This window comes from Enterobacter cloacae, from assembly GCF_013375935.1.
GTDB classification, from domain to species: Bacteria; Pseudomonadota; Gammaproteobacteria; order Enterobacterales; family Enterobacteriaceae; genus Enterobacter; species Enterobacter pasteurii.
The window spans coordinates 2,039,219-2,064,029 of record NZ_CP056117.1; the positions used below are offsets into that span (position 1 = coordinate 2,039,219).

Annotated in this window: 20 protein-coding genes and 2 pseudogenes; 14 read left to right on the top strand and 8 right to left on the bottom strand. The window is 57.2% G+C overall.

What is annotated here, in order from left to right; translation table 11 throughout:
• Positions 1–20 precede the first annotated feature (20 nt).
• The gene (tcdA, locus tag HWQ14_RS09665; RefSeq protein ID WP_176609585.1) at positions 21–827 is read left to right on the top strand and encodes a tRNA cyclic N6-threonylcarbamoyladenosine(37) synthase TcdA; all 807 of its coding nucleotides are present in this window, start codon (positions 21–23) and stop codon (positions 825–827) included.
• Here tcdA and csdE read toward each other — a convergent pair.
• A complete protein-coding gene (gene csdE, locus HWQ14_RS09670; protein ID WP_176609586.1) occupies positions 818–1,264 on the bottom strand; it encodes a cysteine desulfurase sulfur acceptor subunit CsdE in 447 nt (148 codons plus the stop codon). The genes tcdA and csdE overlap by 10 nt on opposite strands.
• Positions 1,264–2,469: a cysteine desulfurase CsdA gene (gene csdA / locus HWQ14_RS09675; protein WP_176609587.1), complete on the bottom strand. Its 1,206-nt coding sequence runs from the start codon at positions 2,467–2,469 to the stop codon at positions 1,264–1,266. Before csdA ends, csdE begins: the two co-directional genes overlap by 1 nt.
• A gap of 192 nt (positions 2,470–2,661) precedes the next feature.
• Here csdA and HWQ14_RS09680 point away from each other — a divergent pair, with 192 nt between their 5' ends.
• From HWQ14_RS09680 to rlmM, 4 genes are all read left to right on the top strand, one after another.
• Entirely contained in the window at positions 2,662–2,889 is a 228-nt protein-coding gene (locus tag HWQ14_RS09680) for a YgdI/YgdR family lipoprotein (RefSeq protein WP_003862759.1), read from the top strand.
• Positions 2,890–3,236: 347 nt separating this feature from the next.
• On the top strand, positions 3,237–4,154 hold the full coding sequence (gcvA, locus tag HWQ14_RS09685; protein ID WP_003862758.1) for a glycine cleavage system transcriptional regulator GcvA: 918 nt from the start codon (positions 3,237–3,239) through the stop codon (positions 4,152–4,154).
• A 39-nt stretch (positions 4,155–4,193) separates the two neighbouring features.
• Positions 4,194–4,589, top strand: a complete 396-nt coding sequence (locus HWQ14_RS09690) for a DUF423 domain-containing protein (RefSeq protein ID WP_148421159.1) — start codon at positions 4,194–4,196, stop codon at positions 4,587–4,589.
• Positions 4,582–5,682 carry a 23S rRNA (cytidine(2498)-2'-O)-methyltransferase RlmM gene (rlmM, locus tag HWQ14_RS09695; protein ID WP_176609588.1) on the top strand — a complete coding sequence of 367 codons (1,101 nt, stop codon included), beginning with the start codon at positions 4,582–4,584 and terminating at the stop codon, positions 5,680–5,682. Before HWQ14_RS09690 ends, rlmM begins: the two co-directional genes overlap by 8 nt.
• 98 nt (positions 5,683–5,780) lie before the next feature.
• On the opposite strand, the pseudogene xni reads toward rlmM, so the two are convergent.
• The 5 genes and pseudogenes from xni to queF all read right to left on the bottom strand — a co-directional run bounded on the left by xni (position 5,781) and on the right by queF (position 12,196).
• A pseudogene (gene xni, locus HWQ14_RS09700) lies at positions 5,781–6,536 on the bottom strand (flap endonuclease Xni).
• Between the two features lie 112 nt (positions 6,537–6,648).
• On the bottom strand, positions 6,649–8,016 hold the full coding sequence (locus tag HWQ14_RS09705) for an L-serine ammonia-lyase (protein WP_176609589.1): 1,368 nt from the start codon (positions 8,014–8,016) through the stop codon (positions 6,649–6,651).
• 62 nt (positions 8,017–8,078) lie between these two features.
• Entirely contained in the window at positions 8,079–9,368 is a 1,290-nt protein-coding gene (locus tag HWQ14_RS09710) for an HAAAP family serine/threonine permease (protein ID WP_176609590.1), read from the bottom strand.
• A 504-nt stretch (positions 9,369–9,872) separates the two neighbouring features.
• Positions 9,873–11,237, bottom strand: coding sequence for a nucleotide 5'-monophosphate nucleosidase PpnN (gene ppnN / locus HWQ14_RS09715; RefSeq protein ID WP_148421169.1), 1,365 nt, complete (start codon positions 11,235–11,237; stop codon positions 9,873–9,875).
• A 116-nt stretch (positions 11,238–11,353) separates the two neighbouring features.
• Positions 11,354–12,196, bottom strand: a complete 843-nt coding sequence (gene queF, locus HWQ14_RS09720) for an NADPH-dependent 7-cyano-7-deazaguanine reductase QueF (protein ID WP_176609591.1) — start codon at positions 12,194–12,196, stop codon at positions 11,354–11,356.
• A gap of 69 nt (positions 12,197–12,265) precedes the next feature.
• On the opposite strand from queF, the gene syd reads away from it, so the two are divergent.
• The 8 genes from syd (at position 12,266) to HWQ14_RS09760 (ending at position 20,597) form a co-directional block, all read left to right on the top strand.
• On the top strand, positions 12,266–12,811 hold the full coding sequence (gene syd, locus HWQ14_RS09725) for a SecY-interacting protein (protein ID WP_176609592.1): 546 nt from the start codon (positions 12,266–12,268) through the stop codon (positions 12,809–12,811).
• A 632-nt stretch (positions 12,812–13,443) separates the two neighbouring features.
• The gene (locus HWQ14_RS09730; RefSeq protein ID WP_148421175.1) at positions 13,444–13,773 is read left to right on the top strand and encodes a YqcC family protein; all 330 of its coding nucleotides are present in this window, start codon (positions 13,444–13,446) and stop codon (positions 13,771–13,773) included.
• Positions 13,770–14,555 carry a tRNA pseudouridine(65) synthase TruC gene (gene truC, locus HWQ14_RS09735; protein WP_176609593.1) on the top strand — a complete coding sequence of 262 codons (786 nt, stop codon included), beginning with the start codon at positions 13,770–13,772 and terminating at the stop codon, positions 14,553–14,555. Before HWQ14_RS09730 ends, truC begins: the two co-directional genes overlap by 4 nt.
• Positions 14,556–14,570: 15 nt before the next feature.
• The gene (locus tag HWQ14_RS09740; RefSeq protein ID WP_148421179.1) at positions 14,571–15,020 is read left to right on the top strand and encodes a flavodoxin; all 450 of its coding nucleotides are present in this window, start codon (positions 14,571–14,573) and stop codon (positions 15,018–15,020) included.
• A 310-nt stretch (positions 15,021–15,330) separates the two neighbouring features.
• Positions 15,331–16,686 (top strand): galactarate/glucarate/glycerate transporter GudP, encoded by a 1,356-nt coding sequence (gudP, locus tag HWQ14_RS09745; protein ID WP_148421181.1) that lies wholly within the window; start codon positions 15,331–15,333, stop codon positions 16,684–16,686.
• Positions 16,686–18,026 carry an enolase C-terminal domain-like protein gene (locus tag HWQ14_RS09750; protein ID WP_176611178.1) on the top strand — a complete coding sequence of 447 codons (1,341 nt, stop codon included), beginning with the start codon at positions 16,686–16,688 and terminating at the stop codon, positions 18,024–18,026. The genes gudP and HWQ14_RS09750 overlap by 1 nt, the downstream gene beginning before the upstream one ends.
• A gap of 15 nt (positions 18,027–18,041) precedes the next feature.
• Complete coding sequence (gene gudD, locus HWQ14_RS09755) at positions 18,042–19,379, top strand: glucarate dehydratase (protein ID WP_176609594.1); 1,338 nt, start codon at positions 18,042–18,044, stop codon at positions 19,377–19,379.
• 78 nt (positions 19,380–19,457) lie between these two features.
• Entirely contained in the window at positions 19,458–20,597 is a 1,140-nt protein-coding gene (locus tag HWQ14_RS09760; protein WP_176609595.1) for a glycerate kinase, read from the top strand.
• Positions 20,598–20,682: 85 nt separating this feature from the next.
• On the opposite strand, the gene barA is transcribed toward HWQ14_RS09760, so the two are convergent.
• Positions 20,683–23,442 carry a two-component sensor histidine kinase BarA gene (barA, locus tag HWQ14_RS09765; protein ID WP_148421187.1) on the bottom strand — a complete coding sequence of 920 codons (2,760 nt, stop codon included), beginning with the start codon at positions 23,440–23,442 and terminating at the stop codon, positions 20,683–20,685.
• A gap of 57 nt (positions 23,443–23,499) precedes the next feature.
• On the opposite strand from barA, the pseudogene rlmD reads away from it, so the two are divergent.
• Positions 23,500–24,798: pseudogene (gene rlmD, locus HWQ14_RS09770) on the top strand (23S rRNA (uracil(1939)-C(5))-methyltransferase RlmD).
• Positions 24,799–24,811 lie beyond the last annotated feature (13 nt).

The window sequence follows — 24,811 nt, forward strand, 5'->3', positions numbered from 1 at the left end:
CTTTTTACATCTGAGGTTTTATGTCTGTGGTAATCAGCGATGCCTGGCGCCAGCGATTCGGCGGCACGGCACGGTTATACGGTGAAAAAGCCCTGCAGCTGTTCGCGGATGCGCACGTGTGCGTGGTGGGCATTGGCGGCGTCGGCTCCTGGGCGGCAGAAGCGCTGGCGAGAACCGGCATTGGCGCAATCACGTTGATTGATATGGATGATGTTTGCGTCACTAACACTAACCGTCAGATTCACGCCCTGCGTGATAGCGTCGGCCTGGCGAAGTCTGAGGTGATGGCGGAGCGTATTCGTCTGATCAACCCGGAGTGCCGCGTGACGGTGATTGACGACTTCGTGACGGCGGATAACGTCGCGGAGTACATGAGCAAAGGCTACAGCTACGTTATTGACGCCATCGACAGCGTGCGCCCGAAAGCGGCGCTGATCGCTTACTGCCGTCGCTATAAGGTGCCGCTGGTGACCACCGGCGGGGCGGGCGGACAAATCGATCCGACGCAGATCCAGGTGGCGGATCTGGCGAAAACCATTCAGGATCCGCTGGCCGCTAAGCTGCGTGAACGCCTAAAAAGCGACTTCAACGTCGTGAAAAACAGCAAGGGCAAGCTGGGCGTGGACTGCGTATTCTCCACCGAAGCGCTGGTGTATCCGCAGGCGGACGGCTCGGTCTGTGCGATGAAAAGCACGGCGGAAGGACCGAAGCGGATGGATTGCGCCTCAGGTTTTGGGGCAGCCACGATGGTGACTGCCACCTTCGGGTTTGTGGCGGTCTCTCACGCCCTGAAGAAGATGATGGCGAAGGCGGAGCGTCAGGCCTGAACCTGACGCGCGGCGTCCTGCACCGCGTCGCTGAGCGCGATTAACCCCTGTCCGCGCGAGGCGCTAAGCTGCGCGCGCAGTCCCAGCTCATCAAATAGCGCCAGCGGTGACTGCGCCAGCAGCTCCGCGGCGCTTTTTCCTTCGACCGCCGTCAACAGTACCGCCAGCAGGCCGCGAACGATGCGTCCTTCGCTGTCGCCAAAGAAATGCAGTTTCTCACCGGATACGCCAAACCCAAGCCAGACGCGGTTCTCGCAGCCTGCGATCTCTTTCGCCTGCGATTTCAGATCGTCTGAAAGCGCGGGCAACTGTTTACCCAGCAGGATCAGCTGACGGTATTTATCTTCCCACTGCGTGAGCGGGGCGAAGGTCTGTTTTAGCGTCTCTTCGGTAATAACGGAGCCGAATGGGTGTCCGGCTAAAGCTGAACTCGTCATTAATCCACCAGTAATTCAAGGGCGCGGTCAACGGCGGCAACCAGCGCGTCGACGTCACTTTTAGTGTTGTAGGGGGCAAAAGAGGCGCGCAGCGTACCGCTCACGCCCAGAGCCGCCAGCAGCGGCTGTGCGCAGTGCTGTCCGGCACGCAGGGCTATGCCGTATCCGGCAAGCAGCGTCACCATATCGCTATGGTGCACCCCCGCGAAATCGAAGGCGAGCAGGCTGGAATCCTGCACGCGGAACGAACGAAAGCCGGGCCGTTTTTTAAGCTCCTCCTCTGCCAGCGTCGCCAGGCCACGGCTCCAGCTTTCTGCCTGAACCACGTCGGTTTCCGCCAGCCATTCGAGCGCGGCGCTCAGGCCGATGACTCCGGCCACGTTCGGCGTACCGGCTTCCAGGCGGTAAGGCACCTCCTGGGTTTTAAACCCGTCGAAGGATACTTCGGTTATCATCTTGCCGCCACCGAGCCACGGCGTCATCCGGGCCAGCAGCTCGGGTTTGCCGTACAGCGCGCCGATCCCGGTTGGGCCGTACAGTTTGTGCCCCGAGAAGGCGTAGAAGTCGATATCCAGCGCCTGCACGTCAGCCGGGAAATGCACTATCCCCTGCGCGCCGTCGACCATCACCACCACGCCGCTGGCGTGGGCAATCTCGATGGCGCGAGCCAGATCGGGGCAGCCGCCGGTGACGTTGGACATCTGCCCCAGCGCCAGAATACGGCTGCGCGGGGTGATCAGCTCAGGCAGACGCGCCACGTCCGGCACAAGGTCTGCACCCAGCGGGAGCTTTACCACCCGCGCTCCCGTTTGTTCAGCCACCATAAGCCACGGCACCAGGTTGGCGTGATGTTCCGCCTCGCTGACGATAATTTCATCTCCGGCCCGCAGCAGCGGACGCGCGTAGCATTGCGCCACCATGTTAATGGCTTCGGTAGTGCCCCGCGTCCAGACGATGTTCTTACCGCTGTCGGCATTGATCAGGCGCGCGACCTGGTCGCGCGCGGCTTCGTATTGCGCCGTTAAGCGGCGGGCTTCGGCATACTGGCTGCGGTGCACGCTCCCGGCGCTCAGGCTGTAAAACTGGCGGGTTGCCTCAATCACCGCCTGCGGTTTAAGGGCCGTGGCGGCGCTATCAAGGTAAATGCCGGCATCGGCCAGCGCGGGAAACTGTGCGCGAAACTGCGCGGGACTGAAAGCGTTCATGGCATTCCTCATATCGATCCTGGGATCGTCGCGCAATTTCAGCGGCAGGGCAAGGAAGTTGATATCTATCAGATTTGTCTGCTTATCCTGGCGAGTCTGAAAAAGCAGGTTATGCTAAATAGTGTTAGGCGGATGTTTTAGCCTGTTATAAATCGAGGTTTGAATAGCATTAATTGCTAAAGGAGAATAATCATGAAAAAGACAGCTGCAATCATTTCTGCCTGTGCGTTGACCTTTGCCCTGAGCGCCTGTTCTGGTAATAACTACGTAATGCATACCAACGATGGTCGATCTATCGTCTCTGAAGGGAAACCGACAACCGATAATGATACCGGTATGATTTCATACAAAGATGCTAACGGGAACAAGCAGCAGATTAACCGTACGGACGTGAAAGAGATGAAAGAGATCGAGCATTAACAGATCTCAGGCAAAAAAAAGCACCGCAAGTTGGCGGTGCTACATTAATCACTATGGACAGACAGGGTAAATGTACAGGAAGTGAAAAATTGGTAGCGTTGCTACCGTGGTCTGAATCGCAGACCAATTGCAAACACAACAACACAACATCACAACCGTAAGCCAAAAGCCCTTCAGAACACGCATTCCAAAAAAACTTTTCGTTCCGGCTCAGGAAGTGCCGCCACTATAGGTATTTGCTGGTAGTTCCTCAACGGACAAATTATAATGGCTCAGATAAAAAAAACTAATAGGTTAAACGTTGTTTCCTATATGTTAAATCTCGTTAACATCTAAGCCAGATAACCATGTCCAAGCGATTGCCACCCCTTAATGCATTACGTGTTTTTGATGCAGCAGCACGTCACCTTAGCTTCACCCGCGCAGCCGATGAGCTTTTTGTGACGCAGGCCGCAGTAAGTCATCAAATCAAGTCTCTGGAGGATTTTCTGGGCCTGAAGCTGTTCCGTCGCCGCAACCGATCGTTGCTGTTGACCGAAGAGGGACAGAGCTATTTTCAGGATATTAAAGAGATTTTTTCCCAGCTTACGGAAGCCACTCGCAAACTGCAGGCCCGAAGTGCAAAAGGGGCGCTGACCGTCAGTTTATTGCCCAGTTTTGCCATTCAGTGGCTGGTGCCGAGGCTCTCAAGCTTTAACTCAACTTATCCGGGAATCGACGTAAGGATCCAGGCTGTCGACCGTCAGGAAGACAAGCTGGCGGATGATGTAGACGTGGCAATTTTTTACGGTCGCGGTAACTGGCCGGGCTTGCGCGTGGAGAAATTATACGCAGAATATCTGCTGCCGGTCTGCTCGCCGCTGCTGCTGACGGGCGATAAAGCGCTTAAAACGCCCGCCGATCTGGCGCAACATACGCTTTTGCACGATGCTTCGCGCCGTGACTGGCAAACTTATACCCGCCAATTAGGTCTTAACCATATAAACGTGCAGCAGGGGCCCATCTTTAGCCACAGTGCGATGGTGTTACAGGCTGCCATTCACGGGCAGGGCGTGGCGCTGGCCAATAACGTCATGGCGCAGTCCGAAATTGAGGCAGGCCGATTGGTTTGCCCATTTAATGATGTTCTGGTCAGCAAGAATGCGTTTTATCTGGTTTGTCATGACAGTCAGGCAGAACTGGGTAAAATAGCCGCTTTCCGGCAGTGGATACTGGCGAAAGCGGCAAGCGAGCAAGAAAAATTCCGCTTCAGGTATGAACAATAACTTTTGTGTGCCGGGCACGCATCACTTCAGGACATAAACATGACCAGCCGATTCATGCTGATTTTCGCCGCGGTGAGTGGCTTTATTTTTGTAGCTCTGGGCGCGTTTGGCGCGCATGTGTTAAGCAAGTCTTTGGGCGTTGTGGAGATGGGCTGGATCCAGACCGGCCTTGAGTATCAGGCGTTCCACACGCTGGCGATTTTTGGGCTGGCGGTGGCGATGCAGCGCCGCATCAGCATCTGGTTTTACTGGAGCAGCGTCTTCCTGGCGCTGGGTACCGTACTGTTCAGCGGCAGCCTCTACTGTCTGGCGCTGTCGCATTTACGCCTGTGGGCGTTTGTTACACCCGTCGGCGGCTTTAGCTTCCTGGCGGGTTGGGTATTAATGTTTATCGGAGCCATCCGTCTGAAACGCAAGGGCGTTGTTCATGAATAAGGTTGTTTTATATTGTCGCCCGGGGTTTGAGAAAGAGTGCGCCGCGGAAATCACCGATAAAGCGGCGAAGCGTGAAGTCTTCGGATTTGCTCGCGTCAAAGAGAACGCGGGCTACGTGGTATTTGAATGCTATCAGCCTGATGATGCCGACAGGCTGGCGCGTGAGCTGCCGTTCAGCTCGCTGATCTTCGCCCGCCAGATGTTCGTTGCCGGCGAGCTGCTGAAGGATCTTCCGCCGGAAGACCGCATCACGCCGATTGTGGGCATGTTACAGGGCGTGGTGGAGAAGGGCGGCGATTTGCGCGTTGAGGTGGCCGACACCAACGAAAGCAAAGAGCTGATGAAGTTCTGCCGTAAGTTCACCGTGCCGCTGCGCGCAGCGCTGCGTGATGCGGGCGTGCTGACGAACTACGAAACGCCAAAGCGTCCGGTTGTGCATATCTTCTTTATTGCACCAGGCTGCTGCTATGCCGGTTACTCCTATACCACCAATAACTCGCCGTTCTTTATGGGGATCCCGCGTTTGCGCTTCCCGGCGGATGCGCCGAGCCGTTCAACCCTGAAGCTGGAAGAGGCGTTCCACGTCTTTATCCCGGCGGATGAGTGGGACGAGCGCCTGGCAAACGGCATGTACGCGGTCGATCTGGGAGCGTGCCCCGGCGGCTGGACCTATCAGCTGGTAAAACGCAACATGTGGGTGTCGTCCGTGGACAACGGCCCGATGGCGCAAAGCCTGATGGATACCGGACAGGTGACCTGGCTGCGTGAGGACGGTTTCCGCTATCGCCCGAACCGCAACAACATCTCCTGGATGGTGTGCGACATGGTAGAGAAACCGGCGAAAGTGGCGGCGCTGATGGCCTCCTGGCTGGTAAACGGCTGGTGTCGTGAGACGATTTTCAACCTCAAGCTGCCAATGAAAAAGCGCTACGAAGAGGTTTCCCAGAACCTGGCCTACATCCAGGAGCAGATGGATGAGCACGGCATTAACGTCGAGATCCAGGCGCGTCAGCTTTATCACGACCGCGAAGAGGTGACGGTACACATTCGTCGCTGGTGGGCCGCTGTGGGTGGGCGTCGCGACGAGCGATAGCTTCAGCTCACCCCTCACCCTAACCCTCTCCCCAAAGGGGAGAGGGGATTCCTTGGTGCAGTCTCTTCCTCCTCTCCCCTTTGGGGAGAGGTAGTACATTACCGCTCTAACCTTAACTGCTGCAAATTCCCGTCCAGCCGTAAATCCGTCTGCAGCGTCGCCACATCCCGGCAGGTAAACGCCATCTCTTTATGCGCCTCCAGCTTCTTGCGCCATTTTTCCGGCACCTCATCCAGCCTGGCGTAAATCCCTTCCAGACTCTGAAAATCCGTCAGCAGCTGCGCGGCGCTCTTTGGCCCAATACCGGCAACACCCGGAACCTTAGAGCTGCTGATGCCTGCTAGCCCCCAGTAATCCGGCAGCTGCTCAGGCGAGACGCCAAACTCACCGGCAATAAACGGCGCGTCCAGCCAGCGCTTCTGAAAGTAGTCGCGGATGCGGATTGTCGGAGAGAGCAGCTGGCAGTAGCCTTTATCGGTTGAAACGATAGTGGCCTGATGCCCGGCGCTCGCGATTTTGACCGCCAGCGTTGCGGCTAAATCGTCAGCTTCGTTGCCGTGCGCGCCCCAGCACGGCACGCCGCGCTGCTCAAAGGCCGCGCGAATAACGGGCATTTCAGCGTGGAGATCGCCCGGCATGGGGGCGCGTCCGGCCTTGTAGTCCGGCAGGCGCTGGTGCCGTCAGCCGGTATTGCGGGCCTCGTCGTCGAATACGGCAACGGCATGGGTGGGTTCGCTATGGCGGATAAGCTGTTCCAGCGCGTGTAAACAGGTGTCCTTGCAGGGGGTGCCCTGGACCGCATGGATGCGGCGAATCAGGTTAAGTGCATCGACGATAAGCAAATGAACGGCCACAGATAATCTCCCTTCTGTCTAATGGGTGAAGGGTAACATTGTCAGGAGAGGGAAACTATTCGCAGCGGGGAAAAGAGGAAGAAGCCTCGCAAAACGAGGCTTCCAGAGCGGCTTAGTCGCAGGTAACGATCTTCATCGCCAGGCCGCCGCGGGAGGTTTCGCGGTATTTGGCGTTCATGTCCTTACCGGTTTCGTACATGGTTTCGATAACCTTGTCGAGGCAGACGCGCGGCTCGCTGGTGCGGCGCAGCGCCATACGGGCCGCGTTGACCGCTTTCACAGAGGCGATAGCGTTACGCTCGATGCACGGCACCTGTACCTGTCCGCCGACCGGGTCACAGGTCAGCCCCAGGTTATGTTCCATGCCGATTTCCGCCGCAATGCACACCTGCGCAGGGCTTGCGCCCAGCAGTTCTGCCAGCCCCGCCGCCGCCATAGAGCAGGCTACGCCCACTTCACCCTGACAGCCCACTTCCGCGCCGGAAATGGAGGCGTTCATCTTGTACAGTGAGCCAATCGCACTGGCCACCAGCATATAGCGCGCCAGTGAGTTTGCGTTTACTTCACGAATGAACTTGTCGTAATACGCCAGCACCGCCGGAACGATACCGCACGCGCCGTTGGTTGGCGCGGTAACCACGCGGCCACCCGCGGCGTTCTCTTCGTTCACCGCCAGCGCAAACATGTTGATCCAGTCAACGACGGCCATCGGGTCGGTGGTGGTTTTGTCGGTGCTGACCAGCATGCGGCGCAGCGCGGCCGCACGACGCGGTACGCGCAGCTTGCCCGGCAGCACGCCTTCGGTGGTGATCCCGCGTTCGATACCGCTGCGCATCACCTCCCAGACGTTAGCGAAGTGCTGTTCCAGCTCCTCTTTGCTGTGCAGGGCCAGCTCGTTTTTCATCATCAGGCCGGAGAGGGAAAGGCCCGTCTCCCGGCAGTGACGCTGTAAATCGGCCGCGTTTTTGTACGGGAACGGCACGTCGACGGCGGAACTGTTGGTTTGACCAAAATGGTCTTCGTCAACGATAAAGCCGCCGCCGATGGAGTAATACGTCTGGCTGTAAACCGCTTTATCGCCGACCAGAGCGGTAATACGCATACCGTTTTCATGCAGCGACAGGTTGTCCGCATGGAAATTCATGCAGTGGTCAACCGGGAATTCAACCTCGTGTTCGCCGTTCGCCAGCAGCAAACGACCGTGGGTGTTCACGTCCTGGATAAAGCCAGGTATTGCATCTATATCAACGGTATCCGGCAGATTACCCGCCAGCCCCATGATAATGGCAATATCGGTATGGTGGCCTTTACCGGTCAGGGAAAGGGAACCGTATACATCGACAACCACGCGGGTGATGTCGTGCAAAATGCCGCGTGCAATCAAGTCATCCGTGAATTGTTTACCGGCTTTCATTGGCCCGACGGTGTGAGAGCTGGAAGGACCAATACCGATTTTGAAGATATCGAATACGCTAATCATGATGCGTCCATTGCTTCAGTCAGAGGGGAGGAGTGCGCCGCCCGAGGACGGCGCAGGAGGTCTTAGCTGAACAGCGAGTAGAAAATGGCGGAGATGGCAATCAGACCCATCACAACAACGAACACGTTGCTGATATGGCCGCTATATTTACGCATCGCAGGCACTTTCTGAATCGCGTACATCGGCATCAGGAACAGAATCATCGCGATAATCGGGCCGCCCAGGGTTTCAATCATACCCAGAATGCTTGGGTTCAGGGTGGCTACTGCCCAGGTGGTCACCAGCATGAACAGCGCAGTGATTTTGTTCAGTCGGTTGATTTCAATGCTCTTGCCTTTACCGCGCAGAGATTTAATCACCATACCGTTGAAGCCTTCACGTGCGCCCAGATAGTGGCCCAGGAAGGATTTGGTGATAGCGATAATCGCGATAATAGGCGCCATCCACGCAATCAGCGGTGCGTTAAAGTGGTTTGCCAGGTAAGACAGAATAGAGATGTTCTGCTCTTTCGCCGCCGCCAGGTCTGCCGGGGAGAGGCTCAGCACGCAGCTGAACACGAAGAACATCACGGTCAGTACCATCATAATGTGGGCGCGAGCCAGGATGCTGGAGCGCTTCTTCTCTGCGCCATTGCCGTACTCTTCACGCTTCGCAACCGCGAAGGAGGAGATGATTGGCGAGTGGTTGAAGGAGAACACCATTACCGGGATTGCCAGCCACAGGGTCAGCAGCAGGCCGTTACCGGTCGCGGATGCGCTGCTCAGGGACAGCGTTTCCAGCGCCGCGCCGTTCCACTGTGGGATCAGGTACAGCGCCAGCAGCATCAGGGCAGCAACAAACGGGAACACCAGCACGCTCATCGCTTTCACGATCATCTGCTCGCCGAAGCGGACGATGGTCATCATACCGACAATCAGGATCAGGGACAGGATCGCGCGCGGCGGCGGGGTCATCTGCAGCTGGTGCATCATGAAGCTTTCAACGGTGTTGGTAATAGCCACGCTATAAACCAGCAGAATGGGGTAAATCGCGAAGAAGTAGAGCAGGGTAATCAGCTTACCTGCGCCAACGCCGAAGTGTTCTTCAACGACTTCAGTGATGTCTTCGCCCGGGTTTTTACCGGACAGCACGAAGCGGGTCAGACCGCGGTGTGCAAAGAAGGTCATCGGGAAGGCGATGATGGCCATGATGATCAGCGGAATCAGACCGCCGACACCCGCGTTGATAGGAAGGAACAGTACACCAGCGCCGATTGCCGTGCCGTAAAGGCCAAGCATCCACATGGTATCCGTTTTGCGCCAACCGCTTCGGGATTCAATCGAAGCAACGGTGCTGGTTTGAGTGGTTTCCATCTGTATCTCCTGGAGGAAGCAAATTGTCAGGTTTTTAGTCAAATCCGATGAAAAAGTGCCTGACGGTAATATGAAATTCGTTCAGTGACGGTTTTTTAATAATTTTTGCCCGTAACTATTGGCGGGCGGAAAGATACATTCTAGTTATGAATCTATCAGTGATCGCGATCCCAAATGCAATAATCCACTTATGAAGTGGGCATATTTAGTCCATTTATCTGTTAAAAAAACGTCAAAGAGGATTTACGGGCGCGAAGGCTACCATTAACGACATGTTTTCGAAAAGGCTGTCCCGCGAGATAGGTGTCTTTCGCTGAAAAGAAATGGGTTTTTAGGATTTTCTGGCAGGTAATTTTGATTAAGGCTAATTATTTACGGTTTCAAAAACTACGTAATCGTTTGCGTTGGCGGTGGATTTGTTAGTAGCATTAAAGATGTCTATGAATTGCATCACTAATAAAAAAGCCGGATAACAATCCGGCCTGAGGGGAAGGTGCAAACGGGTTACTTGATGATTTCGTAACACGGGATATAGGCAGAGCCCGGAAGCTTCATGCGGTGCTGAGCCACAAAGCCCTGCAGCATGTCATCCATGCGGCGCATCATCTCCGGGTCACCGTGGATCTTATACGGCCCGAACTCCTCAATCGCGCGGATCCCAACCTCTTTAACGTTGCCCGCCACGATGCCCGAGAAGGCGCGACGCAGGTCGGCAGCCAGCACTTCTACCGGCTGATCCGGGTAGAGCTTCAGGTTCGCCATGTTCTCATGCGACGGCTCGAAGGGGATTTGCAGGTCCGGTGCGATACGGATGGACCAGTTAAAGCTGTAGGCATCCCCGGTATCACGACGGTTCTCTTTCACCAGCGGCATCGCTTTTTTCATCTGGCGCGCCACTTCTGCGGCATCGTCGATGATAATGCGATAGTGACGGCGCGCGTCTTCCCCCAGCGTATGAACGATAAACTCGTCCAGCACGCGGAAGTAGTCGGCGCTCTCTTTCGGCCCGGTCAGGATCAGCGGCAGAACCTGATCTTTGTTGGCCGGGTTCATCAGGATCCCCAGCAGGTAAAGCAGCTCTTCCGCCGTACCGACGCCGCCCGGGAAGATGATGATGCCGTGAGCGATACGGACAAACGCCTCAAGGCGTTTTTCGATATCCGGCATGATAATCAGTTCGTTAACCAGCGGGTTAGGTGGCTCCGCTGCGATGATGGACGGTTCGGTCATGCCGATAAAACGCCCCTCTTTATAGCGCTGCTGAGCATGCCCTACCGCGGCACCTTTCATGGGGGCTTCCATCGCTCCCGGACCGCAGCCGGTACAGATGTTCAGCTCGCGCAGGCCGAGCTGATTACCCACGCGGCGGGCGTACAGATATTCGGTTTCGTTAATGGAGTGACCACCCCAGCAGACGACCATGTTCGGCGCTTCGCCAACGTGCAGGGCGCGGGCGTTACGCAGAATGGAGAAGACCAGGTTGGTGATATGAACGGAGCTTTCCAGGTCGAGATGCTGGAAACGACCGGCGTTGCTGATCTGCCCGTTAACAAACAGGATGTCGCGCAGCACGGCAAACAGGTTGGCCTGAAGGGAGCGAATAATACGCCCGTCAACAAACGCCTCTTCCGGCGGGTTAATGACCTCAAGCTTCACGCCGCGCTCGCGGCGCAGCACGTTGATATCGAAACTTTCGAAGCGGGACAGCAGCTCTTTACTGTTGTCGGTCAGGCTTCCGGAGTTCAGTACGGCAAGTGAACAGTTACGAAACAGTTGATAAAGGTCGCTACTGGCGGTGCGTTTAAGCATGTCCACTTCCAGCTGCGACAACATATCCATAGAGCCAAGCGGGCTAATATGTGTAATCAAGTGAGCTCCTTATGGGACGATTATCGTCTTTCCCTGTTGATTACAATAGCCCTGGCTTATGACGTTTCACAACACTTCGGGCGGAATACCGCCCGCATATTGTGAAAATATTTATCTTACTGACGCACCAGCCGTCCGGTAGCAGGCACAAAATCGCTATTGGTGCGCCACGGGTTGATATCCAGACCGCCGCGGCGGGTATAGCGGGCGTACACGCTGAGCTTTTCTGGCCGGCAGAAACGCTGAATATCGTTAAAGATGCGCTCCACGCACTGCTCGTGAAACTCGTTGTGATGGCGGAACGACACCAGGTAACGCAGCAGCTTTTCCCGGTCAATTTTCGGGCCGCGATACTGAATCTGAACGGAGCCCCAGTCCGGCTGGTGGGTGATAAGGCAGTTGGACTTCAGCAGATGGCTGACCAGCGTCTCTTCCACGATCTTTCCGCTCGCCGCGTTTTCGAGGTAGTCGGCGCTGAATTCGTAGCTCTCTATCTCAATATTCTGGTCGTCGATGCAGGTGCCGTGGAAATGGGCGATGGGCTGCCCCTCCAGTTCATGCAGACGGTATAACGACACGGACACGTCTCCCTGCGCACAGGCGCGTAAATCCCGCTCAAGGGTCTGCTGAACGTCGTCCCAGCTGTTGAATCGGGTCTGGTTGAAGCTGTTGAGATAGAGCTTAAAGCTTTTCGACTCGACCAGGTTCACGCTGGCGTAGTCCAGCTCAACGTGGCCCACGGCCACCTGCGGCAGACCGCGCGCGTTCAGCCAGGAGAGTTCATACAGCGTCCAGATGTCGCCGCCGACAAACGGCAGCGCGTCGGCGTGAAGGCCAAGCGGATCGCGGTTCAGGCTGCGCGGCACGCCCTGAAGCAGGCTTGCGTCGTAGGTGTCGCGGTAATCGGTCGATTTACCCAGCGTTAAGCCCGTTAACGCCTGATGATTTTCGTAAGACATGTTTCATAGCCACTTTACAGGTACACTTAAGGGCTGAGTTTATCCTGTCTTACAAGAAGAGAGAAATCGGTGGATATCGAAACTGCAAATGCCCTGACAACCTTCACGACCCGCTATTGCGATGCCTGGCATGAAAAGCAGGGGACGTGGCCGCAAAGTACCGAACTGCATGGCGTGCCGTCACCGTGCATTATCTCTTCGCAGGATGATTACGTTATCTGGCAGCCGAAACCGTTTACCGGCGAGCAGAACGTAAAGGCGGTTGAACGCGCCATGGACATTGTGATACAACCTGCGCTTCATGCGTTTTATACCACGCAGCTTGCCGGGGATATGAGCGCATGCTTTGCTGAGCAGCCGCTGACGCTGCTGCAAACCTGGAGCGAGGGCGATCTCCAGCGCGTTCAGGAAAACCTCATCGGTCACCTGGTCACGCAAAAACGCCTTAAGCTCTCTCCGACTCTCTTTATTGCGACGCTCGACAGTGAACTGGACGTTATTTCCGTCTGCAACCTGTCTGGCGAGGTCATTAAAGAGACGCTCGGCACCCGCAATCGCGATGTTCTCGCGCCTTCCCTTGCGGATTTCCTTAACCGACTTGAGCCGCTTCTGTAATCCATGATGCTACTGTGTGTGTGAGAGATCTCTTACACGCTCTGTGAGACATCGCCGAAACAATTAGTATTGTCTTAGGGATTTCAGAATAATATTAACTTCGGTTTCAACAGGTTAGCGCTTTTCGTAAACGATATCCCCCGTTTCGTCTGGCTTACATTGCTTACAGGGTGGGTTGTAAGACGAAGCAGAATAGCGGATTCTATCTCTGTCGACAGGACGCCGACACGAGAAACGAACATCAGGATGATGGCGTTTCTTAACAGGAACACGTCAGGATGACGCCGCAGGAAGGCTTCAGGATGAAGCGAAGTGGAGCACGCAGGATGCGTAAGGGACACCTCCAGGAAGGAGAACGAGAGCCGGTCAGGATGGTCGGTGGGTCAGGATGGCCAGGACGTTTCAGGATGAAACATACACGTCAGGATGATGTGTGCAGGATGCAAAAGGTAAACGGATGACCAGGCCTTCGGGCATCAGGAAAAGTTGTCACGGATGAGCAGGGAGCACGTATTGTAGCTGGATTGCTGCGAAACGAACCGGGAGCACTGTTTTTACAGTGCTCCCTTTTTTTATTTCTGACTTCCGCAATGCTATGCTTCGCGCCATTCCGTTTTTCAGTTGAGGTTACTATGACGCATCACGATAGCGTTCGTGCACAGCTGCACGCCATCGAAGCCCTTATGCGCCAGCATCAGCTGTGGCAGGATAACGCGCCGCAGCCGGAAGCGTTCGCCAGCACCCAGCCGTTTTGTCTGGATACCCTGGCCCCGTTCGAGTGGCTCCAGTGGGTATTACTTCCGCGCATGCACGCGCTGCTGGAAGGTGGCCACGCGTTGCCACAGTCGTTTGCCGTCTCCCCTTATTACGAAATGGCACTGGAAGCGACCCACCCGGCGCGCGCAGTGATGCTGGCGGAGCTGGAAAAGCTGGATGCGCTTTTCGCCGGTGACGATGCATGACGCTTGAGATCCTGTATCAGGATGAGTGGCTCGTGGCGGTGAATAAGCCGTCCGGCCGGCTGGTGCACAGAAGCTGGCTCGATCGCGATGAGAAGGTCGTGGTCATGCAGACCGTGCGCGATCAGATCGGTCAGCATGTCTTTACCGCCCATCGTCTGGACCGGCCAACCTCCGGCGTGCTGCTGATGGGGCTGTCCAGTGAGGCCGGGCGTCTGCTGGCGCAGCAGTTTGAACAGCACCAGATCCAGAAACGCTACCACGCTATTGCGCGCGGCTGGCTGACGGACGCCGCCACGCTTGATTATCCGCTGGTGGAGGAACTGGATAAAATCGCCGATAAGTTTGCCCGTGATGATAAAGGCCCGCAGCCAGCGGTGACCGATTATCGCGGGATGGCGACCGTCGAGCTGCCGGTGGCGACCGGTAAATTTCCCGCCACGCGCTACAGCCTGGTTGAGCTTTTGCCCAAAACCGGGCGCAAGCACCAGCTTCGTCGTCACCTTGCGCACCTGCGCCATCCAATCATCGGCGACAGCAAGCACGGCGATCTGCGCCAGAACCGCAGCGCGGCAGAGCACTTCGGCTGTAACCGGCTGATGCTGCACGCCAGCGAGCTGTGCCTGACGCACCCGTTCACCGGCGAACCGCTGACTCTCCGCGCGGGGCTGGACGATGTCTGGATGCAGGCGCTGTCACAGTTTGGCTGGCTGGGACAACTCCCCGAAAATGAAAGGGTTGAGTTTGCCGCAGGCAACGTTCAGGATGAACGGCAGGCGCAATAATTACGGGAGCAAAGCATGGCTGAAGTAGGCATTTTTGTCGGCACGATGTACGGCAACTCGCTGCTGGTGGCGGAGGAAGCGGAAGCGATCCTCGCAAATCAGGGCCATAAGGCGACGGTCTATGAAGATCCGCAGCTGGAGGACTGGGAAAAATACAAAGACAACTACATCCTCATCGTGACGTCTACCACGGGGCAGGGCGATCTGCCGGACAGCATCATGCCGCTTTTCCAGGGGATAAAAGATCGGCTTGGCTACCAGCCAGACGTGCGTTACGGCATCATCGCGCTGGGTGACAGCTCCTATGCTAACTTCTGCGGCGGCGGCAAGCAGTTCGACGCGCTGTTGCAGGAACAGAGCGCTCAGCGCGTCGGCGAAATGTTGCTGATTGATGCCGGTGAGCATCCTGAACCAGAAAGCGAGTCAAATCCGTGGGTTGAACGCTGGGCAACCCTGCTGAAATAACCCTGACGATACGACACGCAGGCCGGGTAAGGCGTAGCCGCCACCCGGCCATACAGCCCGCCCCAGACCCCAATTCCGTGAACCACCTTCCACTTCCTTGGGCTTATGCCATAAACAACCTCTCACACACCCTTCAATACTGTGTTTTTGCACGGTGAGAGAACGCGTCACTCCTTCATATACTTTTCCCGTCACTATAAAACGGCTCAAGGCCGTACCAAAACGATCCAATACAACTCTCTCATTCTGATTACCCTACAGGTGCCGTACAGAATGAACCAGGCGAAAGCTATGATTCAGGAGTGCAACTATGAGTACATTAAGCCAGGCGGCGAGCAGCGCTGAAAAGCGTACCAATGCTCGCTACTGGATAGTGGTGATGCTGTTTATCGTCACATCCTTTAACTACGGCGACCGCGCGACGCTGTCGATTGCCGGTTCTGAAATGGCAAAAGATATCGGGCTCGATCCGGTTGGTATGGGTTATGTTTTCTCCGCATTTTCATGGGCCTATGTTATCGGCCAAATTCCTGGCGGCTGGCTGCTGGACCGCTTCGGCTCCAAGCGGGTCTACTTCTGGTCCATCTTTATCTGGTCGATGTTTACCCTGCTGCAGGGCTTCGTCGATATCTTTAGCGGCTTCGGCATTATCATTGCGCTGTTTACCCTCCGCTTCCTGGTGGGCTTAGCGGAAGCGCCATCCTTCCCCGGTAACAGCCGTATTGTGGCAGCCTGGTTCCCGGCGCAGGAGAGGGGAACGGCGGTAGCCATCTTCAACTCTGCGCAATACTTCGCGACGGTTATTTTCGCGCCAATCATGGGCTGGCTGACGCACGAGGTGGGCTGGTCACACGTCTTCTTCTTCATGGGTGGACTGGGGATCGTTATCAGCTTTGTCTGGCTGAAAGTGATCCACGAACCGAACCAGCACCCGGGCGTAAACAAGAAGGAGCTGGACTACATTGCTGAAGGCGGGGCGCTGATCAACATGGATCAGAAAACCCAAAAAGCCAAAGTTCCGTTCAGCCAGAAATGGGCGCAGATCAAACAGCTCGTCGGCACACGCATGATGATCGGTATCTATCTCGGCCAGTACTGCATCAACGCCTTGACCTACTTCTTCATCACCTGGTTCCCGGTTTACCTGGTGCAGGCGCGCGGCATGTCGATTCTGAAGGCGGGCTTCGTCGCCTCCGTTCCGGCCATCTGCGGCTTCGTGGGCGGAGTGCTCGGCGGGGTCATTTCCGACTGGCTGATGCGCCGTACCGGTTCGCTGAATATTGCGCGTAAAACGCCAATCGTGCTCGGCATGCTGCTCTCCATGACCATGGTGTTCTGCAACTACGTCAGCGCGGAGTGGATGATCATCGGCTTTATGGCGATGGCCTTCTTCGGTAAAGGCATTGGCGCGCTGGGCTGGGCGGTGATGGCAGATACCGCGCCGAAAGAGATCAGCGGCCTGAGCGGCGGCCTGTTCAACATGTTTGGCAACATTTCCGGCATTGTCACCCCAATCGCGATCGGCTACATCGTCGGCACAACCGGCTCCTTCAATGGCGCGCTGATTTACGTTGGTGTCCATGCGCTGGTAGCGGTGCTCAGCTATCTGGTACTGGTGGGCGACATCAAGCGTATCGAACTCAAACCTGTCGTGGAGCGCGGATGATGACAACGCAATCAAGCCCGGTCGTCACTGAGATGAAGGTTATCCCGGTGGCGGGGCAGGACAGCATGCTGCTCAACATTGGGGGCGCGCATAACGCCTGGTTTACCCGTAATATCGTGGTGCTGACCGACAGCGCAGGCAATACCGGCGTGGGTGAAGCGCCGGGCGGAGAGGTGATTTACCAGACGCTGGTCGATGCCGTCCCGCAGGTCGTTGGGCAGGAGGTCGCCCGCCTGAACAGGGTGGTTCAGCGGGTGCACAAGGGTAACCAGTCGGCGGATTTTGACACCTTCGGAAAAGGCGCCTGGACGTTTGAGCTGCGCGTTAACGCGGTGGCGGCCCTGGAGGCGGCTCTCCTCGATTTACTCGGCAAGGCGCTGAACGTGCCGGTCTGCGAGCTGCTGGGGCCTGGCAAACAGCGTGATGCGGTAACGGTGCTGGGCTATCTGTTCTATGTCGGCGACCGGACAAAAACCGATCTGCCGTATCTGGAGCGCTCGCCGGGCAGCCACGAGTGGTATCACCTGCGTCACCAGGAGGCGCTTTCCGCCGACGCGGTAGTGCGCCTGGCGGAAGCGGCGCAGGATCGCTACGGCTTTAAGGACTTCAAGCTGAAAGGCGGCGTCCTGCCGGGCGAGCAGGAGATTGACAGCGTGCGCGCGTTGAAAAAGCGTTTTCCGGAGGCGCGCATCACCGTCGATCCGAACGGCGCATGGCTGCTGGATGAAGCCATCGCGCTGTGTAAAGGGCTTGGCGACGTGCTGACCTACGCGGAAGATCCGTGCGGCGCGGAACAGGGCTTCTCCGGCCGCGAAGTGATGGCGGAGTTCCGACGCGCCACCGGGCTGCCGGTCGCGACCAATATGATCGCCACCAACTGGCGCGAAATGGGCCATGCGGTGATGCTGAATGCGGTGGACATTCCGCTGGCGGACCCGCACTTCTGGACCCTTTCCGGCGCGGTGCGCGTGGCGCAGCTGTGCGATGACTGGGGGCTCACCTGGGGCTGCCACTCCAATAACCATTTCGACATTTCGCTGGCGATGTTTACCCACGTTGGCGCGGCGGCTCCGGGCAACCCGACCGCCATTGATACGCACTGGATCTGGCAGGAAGGCGAAGCGCGCCTGACCAGGAATCCGCTTGAAATCAAAAACGGCAGCATCGCCGTACCGGATGCGCCGGGGCTGGGCGTGGAGCCTGACTGGGATCGGATCCACCAGGCGCATGAAGCGTATAAAAAACTGCCGGGCGGCGCGCGCAACGACGCGGGCCCGATGCAGTACCTTATCCCCGGCTGGACATTTGACCGTAAGCGCCCTGTTTTTGGACGTCACTGATAAAAGGATCGAACGATGAGCACTTTTTCCACCCCTGTAGTCACCTCCATGCAGATTATCCCCGTCGCGGGACATGACAGCATGTTGATGAACCTGAGCGGCGCTCACGCGCCGTTCTTCACCCGCAATATTGTGGTGATCAAGGACAACTCCGGGCACACCGGTGTGGGTGAAATCCCGGGCGGGGAGAAGATCCGTAAAACGCTGGAAGACGCCGTTCCGCTGGTGGTGGGCAAAACGCTGGGGGAATACAAAAACGTTCTGAACAGCGTGCGTAACACCTTTGCCGATCGCGATGCGGGCGGTCGTGGTCTGCAAACGTTTGATCTGCGTACCACCATTCACGTGGTGACGGGCATCGAGGCCGCAATGCTGGATCTGTTAGGCCAGCATCTGGGCGTTAACGTCGCATCCCTGCTGGGTGACGGCCAGCAGCGTAGCGAAGTGGAGATGCTCGGTTACCTGTTCTTTATCGGCAACCGCAAGCTGACCCCGCTGCCGTACCAGAGCCAGCCGGACGAAAAATGCGACTGGTACCGTGTACGCCACGATGAAGCGATGACCCCGGACGCGGTGGTGCGCCTGGCAGAAGCCGCGTATGAAAAATGCGGTTTTAATGACTTCAAGCTGAAAGGCGGCGTGCTGGCCGGTGAGGAAGAAGCGGAGGCAATCGCCGCGCTGGCGAAGCGCTTCCCGCAGGCGCGCGTGACGCTGGATCCGAACGGTGCCTGGTCCCTTGATGAAGCCATCAAAATAGGTAAGCAGCTAAAAGGCGTGCTGGCCTACGCGGAAGATCCGTGCGGCGCAGAGCAGGGTTACTCCGGGCGTGAGGTTATGGCGGAGTTCCGTCGCGCCACCGGACTGCCAACCGCCACCAACATGATCGCGACCGACTGGCGTCAGATGGGGCATACGCTCTCCCTGCAGTCGGTGGATATCCCGCTGGCAGATCCGCACTTCTGGACGATGCAGGGCTCGGTTCGCGTGGCGCAGATGTGCCACGAGTTTGGCCTGACCTGGGGTTCGCACTCCAACAACCACTTCGATATCTCGCTGGCGATGTTCACCCACGTGGCGGCCGCTGCGCCGGGCAAGATCACCGCAATTGATACCCACTGGATCTGGCAGGAGGGCAACCAGCGCCTGACCAAACGGCCGTTTGAGATCAAAGGCGGCATGGTGCAGGTTCCTTCCACGCCGGGCCTGGGCGTTGAGCTGGATATGGATCAGGTGATGAAAGCACATGAGCTGTATCAGAAACACGGGCTGGGCGCGCGTGACGATGCGCTGGCAATGCAGTACCTGATCCCTGAGTGGACATTCGACAATAAACGTCCGTGCATGGTACGATAAGCGCATTGGGACCGCTCCCACGAGCGGTCCCTTACGTGGTGTATGCTTAACGTAACTAACCATGCGTAAGGATGGCTTATGAAAATTGTAATCGCTCCGGACTCGTATAAGGAAAGCTTGAGCGCGCTTGAGGTGGCGACAGCGATAGAGGACGGTTTTCGCGAAATTTTCCCGTCAGCTGACTATGTCAAATTGCCGGTTGCCGACGGCGGCGAAGGGGCGGTAGACGCCATGGTGGCAGCCACTCATGGGCGCATTGTCCATGTTCCCGTCACCGGCCCCCTGGGTGAACGTGTCGAGGGGTTCTTCGGCTTATCCGGAGACGGTAAAAGCGCGTTTATCGAGATGGCGGCGGCGAGCGGTCTGGAGCTGGTGCCTCCCGCCAGGCGTAATCCGCTGGTCACCACCTCGTGGGGGACCGGCGAGCTCATCCGTCATGCGCTTGACGCAGGCGTTAAGCATATCATTATTGGCATTGGCGGCAGCGCGACCAACGACGGCGGCGCGGGCATGGTGCAGGCGCTGGGCGTAAAACTGCTGGATGCCAGCGGGCAGCCGGTAGGGCCGGGCGGCGGCGAACTGGCAAGCCTTACGCATATTGACGTGGGCGGGCTGGATAAGCGGCTGGCCGCGTGTCGAATTGAAGTGGCCTGTGATGTGACCAATCCCCTGATCGGTGAAGCCGGCGCCTCAGCGGTATTTGGCCCGCAGAAAGGGGCGACGCCGGAAATGATCGGGACGCTGGATAACGCGCTTGCCCATTACGCACAGATCATCGCCCGGGATCTGGATATTGACGTCTTAAACCTCGCGGGCGGCGGCGCGGCGGGCGGAATGGGCGCCGCGCTGTATGCATTTTGCGGCGCGCAGCTGCGTCAGGGCATTGAGATTGTCACTGATGCGCTGCATCTTGATGAACAGGTTGCGAACGCCGATCTGGTGATCACCGGTGAAGGCCGCATCGACAGCCAGACGATCCACGGTAAGGTGCCCGTTGGCGTGGCGCGAGTCGCGAAACGCTATAACAAACCGGTTATCGGCATTGCTGGCAGCCTGACGGCGGACGTTGGCGTGGTGCACGAGCACGGGCTGGATGCCGTATTCAGTGTGATATACACCATCTGTTCTCTGGAAGATGCGCTGGAAAATGCGCAACGGAACGTGCAGATGGCCGCACGAAATATTGCGGCGGTGCTGAAAATGGGGCAGGGGATGTAGTTTCCCCTCACCCTGACCCTCTCCCCAAAGGGGCGAGGGGGGTGTTGGTGCGGCCTTTATCCTTTGCCCTGAGGCCTCACCAGCGCTAGTTTCCTAATACCTTCATCGCTTCCCGCGTCACATTGTCCATCTCGTCCAGCAGCTCCAGGAACTCCGGTTCAAGCTCTGACTCTGGCGTTCCCGCGCGTAGCTGCTGCTCAAGCAGCTGGCAGAGATTTTTCAGCCGCGGTACGCCGCTGTAGCCGCAGCTACCGTGCAGCTTATGAATGGCTTCCAGCAGCCCGTCAGGGTTTTCTCCCACCAGCTGCTCTTCAACCTTGTTCCGTATTTCCGGCAGGAAGTCCACCAGCATTTGCAGCATATCCCTTGCCAGATCGGCTTTGCCCGCCGCCTGGCGCAGCGCCAGCTGCCAGTCGAACGTGGCATTCTGGTTCACGCCGATCTCCGGCGATTCAGCTGAAACGGTGTATGTCCCGCCAATATGTCCCGGCTTGTAGCGCAGCAGCAGGCTGTGCAGCTTCTCTTCGTCGATCGGTTTCGCCAGATAATCGTTCATGCCCGCACCCAGCAGCTTCTCCTTTTGCCCGGCCATCGCGTGCGCCGTCACGGCAATTACCGGCGTCTGCTGCTGGTGCGGAAGCTGGCGGATCAGCTCACAGGCGCGGATGCCGTCCATTCCCGGCATCTGAATATCCATCAGGATCAGGTCGAACTGCATCTGTTTGGCCTGTTCAACGGCTTCGGCACCGTTGGTACACAGCTCCACGTGCTGAACCTGATCCTCAAGCAGCACGCCAATCAGCTTCAGGTTTGCCGGGTTGTCGTCTACTGCCATCACCGTCATCGGGAGCTTGTGCTCATCGTTCGCCGGCAGAAGGGGCTGGTGCGTCAGGCGACAATACTCGGTCAACGCAGGCAGCAGCCGGGTTGCGGTGAGCGGTTTCAGAAGACACGCCGCCGCCCCGTCGTTTTTCAGCTCTTCGGCGTTGATTTGCGCGTGACACGGCAGAGCCAGCAGCAGGTAGTCCGTCATGGAAGCCGCCTTCGCCAGGCGCTCCTGCTGCATGGTCAGCTCGCCGGTAAACGTCACCGGAATACCCATCAGCAGGATATCGTAATGATCGCTCGCCAGCGCGGAGAAGGTCGGGCTGTAGACCACCTCCAGCGGCGTAGTGCTCAACACATCCAGCGTACACTGCGCCGCGGCGGCGTTAGGTTCCACATAGGCCAGACGCATCCCTTTCAGGCAGTCGGTGACCGGGCCGTCGGTCTGCACGTTCGGGTTAAGATCGAGATTGATATGGAACCAGAAGGTTGAGCCCCGGTTAGGCTGGCTGTGGAAGGAGATATCGCCCCCCATCTCTTTCACCAGTTTTTGGGTGATCACCAGCCCCAGGCCCGTTCCGCCGTGGCGACGGGAGATACTCGCATCGGCCTGGCGGAAAGCCTGGAACAGACGCGACTGATCGCGCTCCGGTATGCCAATACCGGTATCGCGGATCTGCACTTCTATCTGAACCTTATTATTACTGAGCGCCCGTTTTTCGACCAGGATGTCAATATTGCCGCTCTCGGTGAACTTAATCGCGTTGCCCACCAGATTGGTAATAACCTGCTGCAGGCGCAGCGGGTCGCCAATGACGTTATCCGGCACGTCGTTTTTGATATTGAGCGTCAGCTCCAGCCCTTTATCGTGCGAGGAGTGGGCAAGCAGCGTGACCACGTCATCCAGCGTGCTGCGCAGCGGGAACGGGATGCTTTCCAGAATCAGCTTGCCCGCTTCCAGCTTCGAGAAGTCCAGCACGTCGTTAATAATGGTCAGCAGGTTATTGGCCGAGCGTTCAATGGTATGCAGGTGGTCACGCTGGGTCGGATTCAGCTCGCTTTTGAGCGTCAGGCGGGTAAAGCCAATCACCCCGTTAAGCGGCGTACGCAGCTCGTGCGACATGTTCGCCAGGAACTCAGACTTAATGCGCGCCGCCTCCTGCGCGCGTTTTTTCGCCAGATCCAGCTCCACGTTCTGGATCTCCATCTGCTCCAGCGTTTCACGCAGGTCCGACGTGGCCTGGTCAACGTTGTGCTGCATCTCTTCGTGATAGGCCGCCAGCGACATTGCCATTGAGTTGATGCCGTTTTTCAGCATATCCAGTTCGCCGAGCATAAAGCCTTCTACGCGGCTGTCGAGCTGGCCGCGGCGGATCCGGTCAACGGTATTCACCATGTTGCGGATAGGTCCCGTGACGTCGCGCATCAGTCGCCAGCCGAAGATCAGCGCGATACCGATACAAAAGAGCATCATCACGCCGGAAATGAATATTTCTTTGTACTGCTGGAGACGCACCGACTTGAGATCCAGCTCCAGCGCCACATATCCCAGCATATTGTTGCTGGACTTGGCATCGGACTGGGCAGATTCATCAGGTGAATAGCTTTCCGAGACGATCGGCGTACGCAGGATCATGATATCGCCGCGCCTAAGAACCGTGAGATGGCGCGGGAAGGGGGTACCTTCCGGGATTTTCAGCGACGTGGGATCGAGATGAAAATTCGAGGTCACGAACAGCCGGTTATGCTCGTCGTAAACGGAAATGGCGCGGACAATCTCTGAATGCCGGCGGTGCAGCACGCTGATTAACTGACCAATGGATTCGCGGTTTTGCAGGTTCATGCCGTACTCGCTGGAGACGGCCAGCGGTTCGATAATGCTGGCACCGGCATCTTCAAGCTGCCTCTGCAGATCGTTGTAGCGGTGCACCACAAAGAAGATGCTCAGCAGCAAACCGATAAGAACGGTAGGAGCGAGGATCAAAATCATCATGCGCGCGCGCAGGCTGTAGTTGGTCATGGAGTTCCGTTATGGGACAATCAGGCTAATTATGTTTATTTGAGAAAAATCTCGGCGATGGCGCAATTCTACTCTGCAAAACGACGCGTGACGACGCGTCAGATCATAACTGTTGAAGCCACGGACCTCGATCCTTTCGGATAGGGGGTGGCACGTCACAATGGTAAGACCCTGTTTATCACAGGTTTGCTGCCAGGAGAACGAGCAGAAATTACGCTGACGGAAGACAAACGCCAGTACGCGCGCGGCCAGGTCAAACGCCGTCTTGGCGATAGCCCGGATCGCGTAACGCCTCGCTGCCCCCATTTTGGCGTCTGCGGCGGCTGTCAGCAACAGCATGCCAGCACAGAATTACAGCAAAAAAGTAAAAGCAGCGCGCTGGCTCGCCTGCTAAAACACGACGTCAGTGACGTTGTTGCTGACCAGCCGTGGGGCTACCGCCGCCGCGCTCGCCTGAGCCTCAGCTATCAGCCAAAAACCGGGCGGCTGGAGATGGGTTTTCGTAAAGCCGGCTCCAGCGATATCGTCAATATCGCGCGCTGCCCTGTTTTGGCTCCCCATCTTGAGGCACTGCTTCCGGATGTGCACCACTGTCTTGCATCGCTGGATGGCGTGCGTTCGCTGGGCCATGTCGAACTGGTGCTGGCAAACAACGGTCCGCTGATGGTGCTGCGCCATACCGCGCCGCTGTCGAAGAAAGATCGCGAAAAACTGGAACGCTTTTCGCATTCTCACGAGCTTGCGCTTTTCCTCGCGCCGCAGAGCGAGATACTTGAGCAGGTAACGGGAGAAGCCCCCTGGTATGCGTCAGACGGGCTACGCTTAACGTTCAGCCCGCGGGATTTTATCCAGGTTAACGACGGCGTAAACCAGCAGATGGTAGCAAACGCGCTGGCGTTGCTTGACGTACAGCCAACCGATCGGGTGCTCGATCTGTTCTGCGGTATGGGAAACTTCACCCTGCCGCTGGCCCGCAGAGCAGAGAGCGTGGTCGGGGTGGAGGGCGTTGAGGCGCTGGTGGCGAAAGGCCAGGAGAACGCCCAACAGAACGGGTTGCAAAATGTGACATTCTTTCATCAAAATCTGGAGGAAGATGTCACGCAGCAACCGTGGGCTAAGCAGGGTTTCGATAAGATCCTGCTCGATCCGGCGCGCGCGGGTGCGCCGGGCGTGATGCAACATATAATTAAACTCGCGCCTGAACGCGTGGTCTATGTTTCCTGTAATCCGGCGACGCTTGCCCGGGACAGTGAAGCATTATTGAGCGGGGGTTACCAGATTCGGCGTCTGGCAATGCTGGACATGTTCCCGCACACTGGACATCTGGAATCGATGGTGTTGTTTGAGCACATCTAATGAGTTTGGCTTG